The organism is Quatrionicoccus australiensis, from assembly GCF_020510525.1.
GTDB lineage: Bacteria > Pseudomonadota > Gammaproteobacteria > Burkholderiales > Rhodocyclaceae > Azonexus > Azonexus australiensis_B.
On the sequence record NZ_CP075188.1, the window covers coordinates 2,211,299 to 2,223,501 of the forward strand.

A 12,203-nucleotide genomic window follows, 5' to 3' on the forward strand; every position below is an offset into this window, starting at 1 on the left:
TTTATTTAGTTGCTCAGATTTTTTCGTGAATTTGCTTAAAAACTGAGTTCAGCTCGAATACCAAAATTTTGCATCCAAGCGGTTCTGAATTATCCAAAACGACACGCTAACCGTCTGTCCTTCAATCGTATGACATCGACGGATGTACGAGTGTTTGCTGCGCATCATCGGCAACCGGCATGCTGATCCAAAACCGGCTGCCGCCGCCCTCTCCCCGCTCGATTCCGAATCCGCAGCCGATGAGCTCGGCCCGATGCCGGGCACCGGCCAGGCCGCGCCCGGCTTTGCTGTTATCCGGGTCGAAGCTGCAACCGTTATCGGCGATTTCGATTCTCAAGTCGTTTTGGACGCATTCGGCAAAAACGCAGATGCGGCTTGCGCCGGCATGCTTGAGCACATTGGCAATCGCTTCGCTCAACATGGCCCGGAGGTGTTGCCCTGCGTCGGCGGGCAGTCGGTCGAGGCGGGGCAGGTCCGTGGCAACTTCCCACTCGAGCGAAATCCCGCCCTGCGTCAGCCGTTTTTGAATTCGCTGGCGCAGTTCGGCCAGAATGTCGTTCACCCCCAGCATGGCCGGTGCCGCCACACTGAGCTGGCGCAGCTCTTCAGCCAGTTCCTGCAAGAGCAGCACGGTATCGGCTTGCGACAGATTGCCCTTGCGCGCCTGGAACAAGGCGCTGGTCAGGTTGCTGCCCAGGCCATCGTGCAGATCCTGCAGCATGGCTTCGCGCTGGGTGGTGAGCCGCTGCTGGATTTCCAGTTCGGCAATCTGCCGGTGCTGGGCGTTGAGCAGGGCCTTCTGCGCGGAAAGCTGGCGCTGCAGTTCCGATTGATATTTTTCCGAGGCTTCGATCGCCAGCGCCGAGCGGTGGCTGATGGCGTAGAGAAACGCAAAGAAGCTGGCTAGCACAGCAAAAGGGAAAGTGTGCACATGGTCTGGATACGCCATGCTCGAAACGTACAGCAGGGAATGCACGCCAGCCCCCAGTGGCCCCAGCATGGCCAGCAGGAGTACGAAGCCTTCGCGGCTAGGTTCCTTGATCCAACGATGCAGATAGACCGAGAGCCCAATCGAAAAGGCGATGATGTTGCCATAGTGGTTGGCGAACAGGCTGTACTGCCCCAGCAGCAGCATTGAGACTGCGGCAATCGAGCTCAGTGCGGCGTAGGCCAGCAGCCCTCCTGTAATGCGGGGCGCCGGGCGTGATTGAAACTCGAAGGCGAAGAGTAGCGAAAGAATCACGTTCCAGTTGATGGACAAATCCATCGCCAGCCCGAACCATGTGGACAAGCCTGGGTTTCCGGTGAAATCATGGAAATACTGCAGATTGGTCAGGCACCACACCAGCGCATTGGCGGAAAACAGTGCATAAACCCTCTCACGCCGGTGCCGCAAGGCCATCGGCAAGGTCATCAGCGCCAGCATTAGCGCCACGATGGAGGCTGCTCGCGGCAGGTCTGTCATCCATAGATCGCGTGCCTGCCAGGCCAGATTGATGTCGTCGGCCATGCCCATGAAAATGGAGCCCAGGGCGTAGCCTTCGGATGCGATCACTGGCAGGCTCAAATAGATTTCCTGTGCGCCGACGGGCAACATCACCCGCATGGGGGTGTTCCATTGCATGCCCCAATCCTTGCGATCCGTCTGCAAGAGACCGCCGTCCGACCAGGCGCTCCACGGGCCGCTGCCGATAATGCGATTGACCAGGATGCCGAGGCGCCCCTCATGCAACGACTGTTCCGCCAACTGCTCGGGAACGGAAATGCGCAGCCAGAGGCGGGTTTTCGCCTTGCCTGCGGCGGGCTGCGCCGGCATCACCAGGGGCGACTGGGCCTCGCTCCACGTCGCACCTGAGAAGTCAGGCGCCTTCACGGCCAACTGTTGCAGGTATTCCGGCGTGAAATCCGCGTCTCCGAGCGGCTCCAGCCAGATCGCGAGATGGCCTACCCGTTGGACATCCGGCGTTAGCCGATACTGCCACACGGCGATACCGACAAAAATTCCCAGCGGCAAAAGGAAGAGCGCCAGCACTCGGCGAACCGCCCGATCCCTCAGTTCCGGATTAGCGGAAAAGATGTTCACGCCGTGCGGCATAGAGGGCTTCCTGCAGGTTGCTGGCGCCGAGCTTTTGATAGGCACGTGCAGCGAGTGTCTTCGCCGTGCTTTCCTGGATGTTCATCCGCTCCGCACTTTGCCGGAACGAGCAGCCTTGATTGAGCAAGCCGAGCAATTCGGTCTCGCGGCTGGAGAGCCCCGGTGCCAGATCCTGGATGCGCGCATAGCAGCGGCCGATCTGGATGGCCGCCTCCTGCTCGGTCAATGCCAGCCGGCAAGCGGCCTCGTCTAGGCAGTATCCGGCCGCCAGCAGCTCGAACAATGGGCGCACCGACGCGTCCTGTTTCGAATCCGATACGGCCAGCATATGCTTGGCCAGGCTGCCGTGCATGAGCCCGCCGCCATTGGCGAGCGTGCGCAGCCCCGCCACCCACGCCAGTTCGTCGTCCGACTTGAACAAATAGCCCCTGGCCCCGGCCCGGATCGCTTTGAGGAGATGGGTTTCGTTCCCCGTCATGGTCAGCACGGCGCAGACGCAGGCATCGCCCCAGCGACGCCTGGCTTCATGGATCAGCGCCAGCCCGGAACCGGAGGGCAGGCCGAGATCGACGAGCAGCACATCGGGACGGGCCGCTGCGAGCAGCTCCAATCCTTCGTCCACGTCCTCCGCCATGCCGGCAACCGCCATGTCCGGCGCCCCCGCGATGGCTGCGGCCAGCGCCTGGCGGAAGACGGTGTGGTCTTCGACGATCGCAACGTTAATGACGGAAGAATTCATGCTTTTCCAAAGGCCCCGAAAACAGGGGGAACCCGGAACCGTATCAGGCAACGCTCATGCAATGCAAGACAAATACGACATCCGGGTCCGCTGCCCTTAAAACGCTTTTTGCCAGCCGGCCGCCAGCCATACATTCGGCACAGCCCCCTGGGTCGTGGCATTCAGCATCACGTGGGCAGCACCGCCGGCCAACTTGCCTTGCACGCCGAAGCCGGCACGCAACCAGTCCTGCTTGACATCGCTGCCCGGCAGATTGAAACCGAACAAGCCGACCACCTGCCCCGAAGTGCCTGCCCCATGGCGCTCGAAACGATGCACGCCTTCCAGTTGCCCGACCAGAGAAACGTTCTCCGCAACGGCCTTCGTCGCACTCAGGCCAAGGCGAAACTCGGTTGAGCGCTCCTTGCGGGTATTGAATCGTGCGGGGAAGCCGCCACTGGTTTCGGTATAGCCGTCCAGACGGGATTCGGCATAGCTCAGATCGGCATAGGGCGAAAACTGCGCGCCAGCAACCTGCAGGACGTTGTCCCAATCCAGCCGGGCGCGCAACCCGGTGGTGCTGACATCCGGCCGGCCGGTAGAGTAATCCTGCGTACCGGCATTTAGATAGCCCCGCTTCAACTCGGTGGAACCCTGATGATGGTAAGCCCCCAGCGTGGCCCAGATACTCCCGGCCACCGGCATGATGGCCTCGGCCTGCAGATAGGTGCCGTCCACTTCCGCGAGACCGTTTTGCACCAGTTTCTGGCTGGCCCAGGTTTGCCCAAGAGAAGCGTTGAACTGAATACGGCCGAAGTTGTAACCGCCTCCCACCTCGGCCAAGCCCAGGCTGCCGGCGCGGGTGCCATGGTCGTCACGGCCCCAGTCACCGGCCACCCAGAAGGTTTTCTGGCCGGCAGCGACACGGCGCATGAGTGGGCGACTGTGGGCGCCGTTGATCGACAGACCAGCCGAAGTCAGCGCCATGCTGCCGCCGGCAGCCGTGCCGGACAGACTGTTTTGCACATCGGCCAGGGTAACCAAGCCACTGCCGACAGATGAGACGCGGGCGATAAAGGCGTGCCCTCCGATCAGGGAGCCAACCACCACGCTACCATCATTATTGGTTGCCTTCGCTTCGCTGGTAATGTCACTCGCAACGGTTACTCCATTAGCACGTAACCAATTTTCAACAGACTGCATTCCGTTTGCCTGAGTCCAACGAAATGCACGATATGGACCGTTGTTACTTGCTTCGGCGGAACCGACAACCACTGAACCATCAGAAGACGTGCCGTTCGCCCATGATTCCCCACCACCCAGCGTTCCAAGATCAACCATGCCATCATTTGTCCAGCGAAATGCATGCACATAACCACCAGAAGTCCCACTACTACCAACAACAACTGACCCGTTGGAAGAAACGCCGCTCGCCGAGGAACCAGCCCCCCCCAGTGTTCCCAAACCAATCATGGCGCCGCCACTATTTCCTTCGGTATCAAAGGTCGTCAAGCCATCCGCAGATGTTCCTTGAACCCAACGAAATGCGAGAGACTCTCCGAGTGCATTTTGGGCACTGCCGACAATCACCGAACCATCGGCAGAAACGTCAGAGGCGCCGGACTCCCTCCCTCCCAAGGTACCCAGATCAACCATCCCGCTAGCTGTCCAACGAAAGGCGTGGAAATCAAGGTAATAAATCGTCATCCCGGCAACGACTTCGTTCGCCCGGACTTTTGAATTTCCAACAACAATTCCTCCATCATTGGAAACACCAAAAGCTGACGAATATTCCCCTCCCAAAGTACCCAGGTCGACCATGCCATCGGCACGAGTCCAGCGATACGCATGGTGATAGCCAGTATTCAGGTCAGCATGGCCAACAACCACTGCACCATCGGACGAAATAGCAGCCGCATTTGAATTAGTCCCCCCCAAGGTCCCCAGATCCTCCATTCCGCTACTGTATGTCCAACGGAAAGAGCGAGCGCCACTGGCGTTTGAAGCATAGCCAACAACAACCGAGCCGTCTGCGGAAATATCTAACGCCGAAGAGTATGTGCCACCCAGCGTCCCGAGATCAGCAATCTGCGCCTGTGATGAGCTTGCCAATAGCGCCAGGCAACTGGCAACAGCCAGTGCAACAGGTGTCTTCCGGGCTTTGATGAACATATCCGATTCCTCTGAAATTGACGGCGCGCCCCACAGGGAAGCAGTGAAGAGCCGTTCCGGTGCGAAATGGCACGGATTATTTCAAAACGGAATTGATGCGTCTGTCCTGCCAAAGAAGGACACGATGGAGAGAAACGACAGCTCCGAGCAAGGGCGTCTTCGGGCAAACGAAGATGCCTGTTAAAATCTCGGGCTATTAACCTATGAAACTGCTTGTAAATAAGAAGCACAAGACGCAAAGTCTTATTGACTAGATTATTTACACAACCAAGCGCATCTCAATCCTAGCAAGACAACGCTTAGATAATGAAGGCATTTCCATTAGGTGAGCACCCCTCACCCGTACTTAAAAGTACAGAGGGGTGAAACGCAAGATTCGTTCTTTCGTTTCACCCCTTTTCCGTTTCTAGAAGCAACGTTAACAAACGTTTGTAAAGGATTGATATGCTGAAGAAAACAGTGCTCAACAACGCACATCGTGCAATGAACGCCCGGATGGTTGATTTCGGTGGCTGGGACATGCCGGTCAACTACGGCTCGCAGATTGAAGAGCACCACGCCGTCCGCAACAACTGCGGCATGTTCGATGTGTCGCACATGTGCCCGGTCGATGTGGTCGGCGCCGATTGCCGCAGCTTCCTGTCCCGCCTCGTCGCCAACGATGTCGCCAAGCTGACCGTATCCGGCAAGGCCCTGTATGCGGCCATGCTCAATGACGCCGGCGGCGTCATTGACGACCTGATCATCTATTTCCTCAGCGAGACCCGCTTCCGCATCGTCGTCAATGCCGGCACCGCCGAGAAGGATCTGGCCTGGATGCAGGCCAAGGCTGCCGAATGGAAGCTGGATGTCAGCATCACCCAGCGCCGCGACGGCACCAACAATCTCGGCATCATCGCCGTGCAGGGACCGAATGCCCGTAGCAAGGTCTGGGAAGTCCTGCCCCAGGTCAAGGCCGCGACCGAAGGCCTGAAAGCCTTCTTCGCCGCCGAAGTCGACCAGTATTTCATCGCCAGCACCGGCTACACCGGCGAAGACGGTTTCGAGATCATGCTGCCGGCCGGCGAAGCCGAAACCCTGTGGAACCAGCTCAATGCCGCCGGCGTCGCACCTTGTGGCCTTGGCGCCCGCGACACGCTGCGCCTGGAAGCCGGCATGAATCTCTATGGCCAGGACATGGACGAAACGGTTTCGCCGCTCGATGCCGGCCTGGCCTGGACCGTTGCCAACAAGGATGGACGCGATTTCGTCGGCAAAACGGAGTTGACCGCCAACGGTCAGCAAAAGCAGTTCCTCGGCCTCATCCTGCTCGACAAGGGCGTACTCCGCGGCCATCAAACTGTCGTTACAAAACAAGGCAATGGTGAAATTACTTCAGGTAGTTTCTCACCAACGCTGCAACAATCCATCGCCCTCGCCCGCCTGCCGCTCGGCGTTGCCATAGGCGATGAAGTCGAAGTCGATATCCGCGGCAAACTGCTCAAGGCCAAGGTCGTCAAACCCGTATTCGCCCGCAACGGCAAGTCAGTCATCTAATTCCACCCATTCAGGAGAAAACCATGTCGAACGTTCCCGCCACCCTCAAGTACGCCGCTTCCCACGAATGGGTCCTGCTCAACGCTGACGGTACCGTCACCATCGGTATCACCGACCACGCGCAGGAAGCCCTCGGCGACCTCGTGTTCGTCGAACTGCCGGAAGTCGGCGCCACCTTCGAAGCCGAGAAGGAAATCGCCGTCGTCGAATCGGTCAAGGCCGCTGCCGATGTGTACGCACCGATCGCCGGCGAAGTCGTCGAAGTCAATCAGGCCGTGGTCGATGCACCGGAATCGGTCAACCAGGATGCCTACGCCGCCTGGCTGTTCAAGATGAAGCCGGCCAATGTCGCCGATCTCGACAAGCTGCTCGACGCTGCCGGCTACCAGGCCATCGCCGGCTAAATCGGTATTTTTGCCAGCCGGAGCGGCCGCGTGGCTGCTCCGGCCGTCTGCCTTGCCCGGCCGCCGTTCTGCCAGGCCGCACCTTCATTACCAAGGATTCCCATGCCGCTGAATCTCCCCCTTTCTGCGCTTGAGCAGAGCGACGAGTTCATCTCCCGCCACATCGGCCCCTGCACCGCCGAAACGACCGCCATGCTCGCCGCGATCGGTGCCGCCAGCGTCGAACAGCTTATCGACCAGACCGTCCCGGCCGCCATCCGCCTGCCGGCCGATCTGCCGCTGCCCGCACCACGCCGCGAACACGAAGCGCTGGCCGACCTCAAGGCGATTGCCGGCAAGAACAAGATCAACAAGTCCTGCATCGGCATGGGCTATTACGACACACTGACGCCCAAGGTCATCCTGCGCAACGTGCTGGAAAATCCGGGCTGGTACACCGCTTACACGCCCTACCAGGCCGAAATCGCCCAGGGCCGCCTGGAAGCGCTGCTCAATTTCCAGCAGGTCATCATTGACCTGACCGGCATGGAAATCGCGAATGCGTCGCTGCTTGACGAAGCCACCGCCGCCGCCGAAGCCATGACCATGGCGCGCCGCGTTTCCAAGTCGAAATCGAACCGTTTCCTGGTCGATAGCGCCTGCTTCCCGCAGACCATCGACGTGATCCGTACCCGTGCCGGCTATTTCGGCTTCGAACTGGTGATCGCAGCGGTCGACAGTGTAAAAGACGAAGAATTCTTCGGCGCCTTGCTCCAGTACCCGAATGATCGCGGCGATGTCAGCGACCTGAGCGCCCCCATCGCCAGCCTCAAGGCCAAGGGCGCCACCGTCGCCGTCGCCACCGACCTGATGGCATTGGTCCTGCTCAAGTCGCCGGGCGCCATGGGCGCCGACATCGCACTCGGCTCCAGCCAGCGCTTCGGCATCCCGATGGGCTTCGGCGGCCCGCACGCCGCCTTCTTCGCTACCAAGGAAGCCTTCGTGCGCTCGATGCCGGGGCGCATCATCGGCGTCTCCAAGGATGCGCGCGGCAACACCGCTCTGCGCATGGCGCTGCAGACGCGCGAACAGCACATCCGCCGCGAAAAGGCCAATTCCAATATCTGCACCTCGCAGGTGCTGCTCGCCAACATGGCCGGCATGTACGCCGTCTATCACGGCCCGCAAGGCCTGCGCACGATCGCCGGCCGCATCCACCGCCTGACCGGGATCCTCGCCGAAGGCCTCAAGCGTGCCGGCGTCGCCGTGCTGACCCACACCTTCTTCGACACCCTGCACATTGATCTCGGCGCGCGTGCCGAAATCGTCTATCTCGAAGCCCTCGCCGCCGGCTACAACCTGCGCCGCGCCTCGGCCGGCGTACTCGGCATTTCCTTCGACGAGACGACCACCCGCCACGATGTGGCCGCGCTGTTCAAGGTGATCGCCCAGGTCACGCTCGACATGGCAGCGATCGATGCACAAGTTGCCGCCGCCAACCCGTCGCTGCTGCGCAGCGACGCCGTGCTGACGCACCCGGTGTTCAACACGCATCACACCGAGCACGAGATGCTGCGCTACCTGAAGTCGCTGCAGAACAAGGATCTGGCGCTTGATCACTCGATGATTTCGCTCGGCTCCTGCACCATGAAGCTGAACGCGACCAGCGAGATGATCCCGGTCACCTGGCCCGAATTCGCCAACCTGCACCCGTTCGCGCCGCGCGACCAGGCCGCCGGCTACCTCGAAATGATCGGCAGCCTGACCGAATGGCTGAAGACGGTGACCGGTTTCGACGCCATCTGCATGCAGCCGAACTCCGGCGCGCAGGGTGAATATGCCGGCCTGGTCGCGATTCGCCGCTACCACGCCAGCCGCGGCGATGCCCACCGCACGATCTGCCTGATCCCGAAATCGGCGCACGGCACCAACCCGGCCACTGCCCAGATGGCCGGCATGCAGGTCGTCGTCGTCGACTGTGACGAGAATGGCAACGTCGATACGGTCGACCTGAAAAACAAGGCCGAATTGCACGCCGCCAACCTTGGCTGCCTGATGCTGACCTATCCGTCCACGCACGGCGTCTTCGAAGAGGCGGTCATGGACATCTGCGCCATCGTGCATGCCAACGGCGGCCAGGTGTACATGGACGGCGCCAACCTCAACGCCCAGGTCGGCCTGACCTCGCCCGGCTACATCGGCGCCGACGTCAGCCACATGAACCTGCACAAGACCTTCGCCATCCCGCATGGCGGCGGCGGACCGGGCATGGGCCCGATCGGTCTGAAGGCGCATCTGGCGCCGTTCATGGCCGATCACGCGGTTGCAGCAACGGGCAGCGCCGAGCGCGTCAATGCCGGTCAGGGGGCGGTTTCCGCCGCCCCCTTCGGCTCCGCCTCTATCCTGCCGATTTCCTGGATGTACCTCGCCATGCTGGGCGGCGCCGGCGTCAAGAAGGCAACGCAATTCGCCATCCTCAACGCCAACTACGTCGCGCAGAAGCTCAACGCCCATTACCCGGTGCTCTACACCGGCAAGAACGGCCGCGTTGCGCACGAGTGCATCCTCGACATCCGTCCGCTCAAGGCCGCCACCGGCATCGCCGAGATCGACATCGCCAAGCGCCTGATGGACTACGGCTTCCACGCACCGACGGTGTCCTTCCCGGTCGCCGGCACGATCATGGTCGAACCGACCGAATCGGAGTCGCAGGCCGAGCTGGATCGTTTCATTGCCGCGATGATCAGCATTCGTGAGGAAATCCGCCAGATCGAGAACGGCAGCTGGCCGGCCGACAACAACCCACTCAAGCATGCGCCGCACACCCAGGCCGACATCATCGCCGACTGGGATCGCCCGTACAGCCGCCAGCAGGCCGTCTTCCCGCTGCCCTGGGTCGCCGCCAACAAGTTCTGGCCGAGCGTCAATCGCATCGACGACGTGTTTGGCGACCGCAATCTCAATTGCGGCTGCCCGAGCATGGACGCCTACGCCGACTGATGGTTGATCTCTCTGCCATCGCCAAATGGCCTGACGTCCCCGCCTGTTACGACTGGTTGTCGCTCGACCGGCGGGGCGACTGGCGATTGCAGGGCGAGCGCGTCACGCACCGCGGCCTGATCGAGTTCATCAACCGGCAGTACGGTTGTGACGAGACGGGCCGCTGGTTCCTGCAGAACGGGCCGCAACGCGTTTTTGTCACCCTGGCCTACACACCATGGGTTTTCCGCCGCGAAGGCGATGCCTTCGTCAGCCACACCGGCCAGCCGGCCGGTGCGGTGCTGGCGGTTTTTCTCGATGCCGACGGCAATATCCTGCTGGAAACCGAACTTGGCATCGGCCTGCTCGACGACCGCGAACTGGCCGGCTTTCTTGCCGAATGCTGCGAGGCCGAAGGCGGGCCGGCCGGCGAAGAGGCATTTCTGGCTTTGATGAGCGGTCGACCGGCAAGCATCCATTGGCATGAACTGCCACTGCAAGCCAGCGCAGCGGTCGACCTGGCAAAACGCTACAAATTCGTGGCGCAGCCCGCCGCCGCAACCCCGGAAAATCGCTGAATCCAGGCGTCGACCGGCACGACCGAACAGTCAGCTAACCGCCAGCTTTTCCCGCAGCAACGGCCCGACCTGCGCCAGCCAGCGCTCGATGCGTTCATCGGTCAGCATGCCCTGCGTACGCTGGTCGATGATCAGGCCGACAAAACGGCCGTCAACCAGCGCCGCGGAGTGCTCGAAGACATAACCGTCAGCCGGCCACTCGCCGACGATCTCGGCTCCCCAGCCACGGAATTTTTCGACCAGTGCCAGCAAGGAACTGGCGAAACGGTCGGCATAGCGCTCCTGCGCGCCGAGACCGAAAAATGCGATGCGCTTGCCGCGAAAGTCCGGCGTTTCCGTCAGCTGCGCCAAGAACTCCTCCCAGTTCGGCTCGAAACAGCCGGCGCTCTTGCCCGGAATCTCGCCCACGCCATAACTGGGCGTACCGAGGATGAGCGCGTCGTACGCAAGCATCTCGGCGAGGCCGATACGATTGACGTTGAGCGGTTTGTCGCAGAGTTCGTCGCCGAGTTTCTTCTGCATTTTCTTGGCAATCAGGCGGGTGGTTCCGGTTTCCGTGCCGAAAAACATTCCGATCTTGTTGTGCATGTGTCACTCCCTTGTCGATGGACAGGAAGCTTGATGCAGGGATGATGCCAAGCGGCGTCAGCCGGCCGGAAGGCGGCGTAGCGGCGATTACCGCTGGCAGGACAGGTGACAAGCCCGCCGCCGATGTCGGATAAGCGACACAACTTTCCTATTCGGCAAGAAAGCTCCGCCGCCATGCCGCCAGCGTCGGCAGCGCCTCATCTGCATCCGCCAGCAGAGCCGCATCCGCCTGCAGCAGCAACTTGCGCTGACGGGCGTTCAGATGGCGGGGAAACTCTACTTCAAGACTGATCACGAGATCGCCTGCCGGATTGCGACCGCGCCCCGGATAACCCTTGCCGGACAGCCGTACTTCGCGGTTTTCCGCCGCGCCCGGAGCTAGTTCGCAGGCGATGCTGCCGGCCAGCGAGGGGACCCGGATTTCAGCGCCGGCCAGCAGGCTGATCGCACTGACCGGCATGCTGAAATGCAGGTCGCGCCCGCGCATTTCATAAAGCGGATGCGCCGCGATGATCAGGGTCAGATAAAGATCGCCAGCCCGCTGCTTGTCGCCGCCCGGTTCGCCCTGCCCACTCAGACGCAGGTCATCGCCGGACAGCATGCCGGGCGGCACGCTGATTTCCAGGCTGACATCGGCGACTTCACGGCCACTGCCATGGCAGTCCGGACAGATGCGCTCGGAAAACACGCCGCGCCCGCCACAATCGGGACAAGGCACCAGGGAGCGCTTGGCATCGTGCACCCGACCACTGCCGTGGCAGGCGGCACAAAAGCGCGTCCGCGAAATTCCCGCTTCGCCAGTGCCGTCACAGGTCGGACAGGCCTTGCCGCGGGCGTAGTGAATGCTCTTGCGGCAACCGGCGGCCGCTTCTTCCAGCGTGACTTCGAGATTCAGCCGGATATCGGCCGCCTTGGCCGGCGCCGCTTCGGGCGCAGGCTCTGCCGCCGCATCTTCGGTTTCTGCCTCTTCTGGCAGGTCGACCGCTGTCAATTTGTCGTAGGCGGCGCGGATCAGCTTGAAGCGCTCGGTCGCCTCCGGATGCTCGTTGCGATCCGGGTGCCAGCGCATGGCGAGACGGCGATAGGCGCGCTTGATCTCGGCCGGGCTGGCATCACGGGCAACTTCGAGAACGGCATGGGGATCGCGGCGCATG

General features: G+C 61.4%; 9 protein-coding genes. 4 read left to right on the plus strand and 5 right to left on the minus strand.

Annotation, left to right across the window (positions count from 1 at the left end; all coding sequences use genetic code 11):
- Positions 1-121 precede the first annotated feature (121 nt).
- The 3 genes from KI612_RS10620 to KI612_RS10630 form a co-directional block, all read right to left on the minus strand.
- Positions 122-2,095 carry a sensor histidine kinase gene (locus tag KI612_RS10620; RefSeq protein ID WP_226440063.1) on the minus strand — a complete coding sequence of 658 codons (1,974 nt, stop codon included), beginning with the start codon at positions 2,093-2,095 and terminating at the stop codon, positions 122-124.
- Complete coding sequence (locus tag KI612_RS10625; RefSeq protein ID WP_226440064.1) at positions 2,064-2,834, minus strand: response regulator transcription factor; 771 nt, start codon at positions 2,832-2,834, stop codon at positions 2,064-2,066. Before KI612_RS10625 ends, KI612_RS10620 begins: the two co-directional genes overlap by 32 nt.
- A 96-nt stretch (positions 2,835-2,930) precedes the next feature.
- Entirely contained in the window at positions 2,931-4,985 is a 2,055-nt protein-coding gene (locus KI612_RS10630; RefSeq protein ID WP_226440065.1) for an autotransporter domain-containing protein, read from the minus strand.
- A gap of 444 nt (positions 4,986-5,429) precedes the next feature.
- Here KI612_RS10630 and gcvT point away from each other — a divergent pair, with 444 nt between their 5' ends.
- The 4 genes from gcvT to KI612_RS10650 all read left to right on the plus strand — a co-directional run bounded on the left by gcvT (position 5,430) and on the right by KI612_RS10650 (position 10,461).
- Positions 5,430-6,521, plus strand: a complete 1,092-nt coding sequence (gcvT, locus tag KI612_RS10635) for a glycine cleavage system aminomethyltransferase GcvT (protein ID WP_226440066.1) — start codon at positions 5,430-5,432, stop codon at positions 6,519-6,521.
- Between the two features lie 23 nt (positions 6,522-6,544).
- Positions 6,545-6,925: a glycine cleavage system protein GcvH gene (gene gcvH, locus KI612_RS10640; RefSeq protein WP_226440067.1), complete on the plus strand. Its 381-nt coding sequence runs from the start codon at positions 6,545-6,547 to the stop codon at positions 6,923-6,925.
- Between the two features lie 102 nt (positions 6,926-7,027).
- Positions 7,028-9,904, plus strand: coding sequence for an aminomethyl-transferring glycine dehydrogenase (gcvP, locus tag KI612_RS10645; protein WP_226440068.1), 2,877 nt, complete (start codon positions 7,028-7,030; stop codon positions 9,902-9,904).
- Positions 9,904-10,461: a DUF2946 family protein gene (locus KI612_RS10650; protein WP_226440069.1), complete on the plus strand. Its 558-nt coding sequence runs from the start codon at positions 9,904-9,906 to the stop codon at positions 10,459-10,461. Before gcvP ends, KI612_RS10650 begins: the two co-directional genes overlap by 1 nt.
- Before the next feature lie 30 nt (positions 10,462-10,491).
- Here KI612_RS10650 and KI612_RS10655 read toward each other — a convergent pair whose 3' ends face one another.
- Positions 10,492-11,049, minus strand: coding sequence for a flavodoxin (locus KI612_RS10655; RefSeq protein ID WP_226440070.1), 558 nt, complete (start codon positions 11,047-11,049; stop codon positions 10,492-10,494).
- A 148-nt stretch (positions 11,050-11,197) separates the two neighbouring features.
- A complete protein-coding gene (locus KI612_RS10660) occupies positions 11,198-12,202 on the minus strand; it encodes a DnaJ C-terminal domain-containing protein (protein WP_226440071.1) in 1,005 nt (334 codons plus the stop codon).
- Between the last annotated feature and the right edge of the window lies 1 nt (position 12,203).

Excerpts from the sequence above, each read along its gene's own strand:
- KI612_RS10650 (WP_226440069.1), top strand. The coding sequence starts at position 9,904 with ATGGTTGATCTCTCTGCCATCGCCAAATGGCCTGACGTCCCCGCCTGT.
- gcvP (WP_226440068.1), top strand. The coding sequence starts at position 7,028 with ATGCCGCTGAATCTCCCCCTTTCTGCGCTTGAGCAGAGCGACGAGTTC.
- KI612_RS10630 (WP_226440065.1), bottom strand. The coding sequence starts at position 4,985 with ATGTTCATCAAAGCCCGGAAGACACCTGTTGCACTGGCTGTTGCCAGT.
- KI612_RS10660 (WP_226440071.1), bottom strand. The coding sequence starts at position 12,202 with ATGCGCCGCGATCCCCATGCCGTTCTCGAAGTTGCCCGTGATGCCAGC.
- gcvT (WP_226440066.1), top strand. The coding sequence starts at position 5,430 with ATGCTGAAGAAAACAGTGCTCAACAACGCACATCGTGCAATGAACGCC.
- KI612_RS10620 (WP_226440063.1), bottom strand. The coding sequence starts at position 2,095 with ATGCCGCACGGCGTGAACATCTTTTCCGCTAATCCGGAACTGAGGGAT.
- KI612_RS10655 (WP_226440070.1), bottom strand. The coding sequence starts at position 11,049 with ATGCACAACAAGATCGGAATGTTTTTCGGCACGGAAACCGGAACCACC.
- KI612_RS10625 (WP_226440064.1), bottom strand. The coding sequence starts at position 2,834 with ATGAATTCTTCCGTCATTAACGTTGCGATCGTCGAAGACCACACCGTC.
- gcvH (WP_226440067.1), top strand. The coding sequence starts at position 6,545 with ATGTCGAACGTTCCCGCCACCCTCAAGTACGCCGCTTCCCACGAATGG.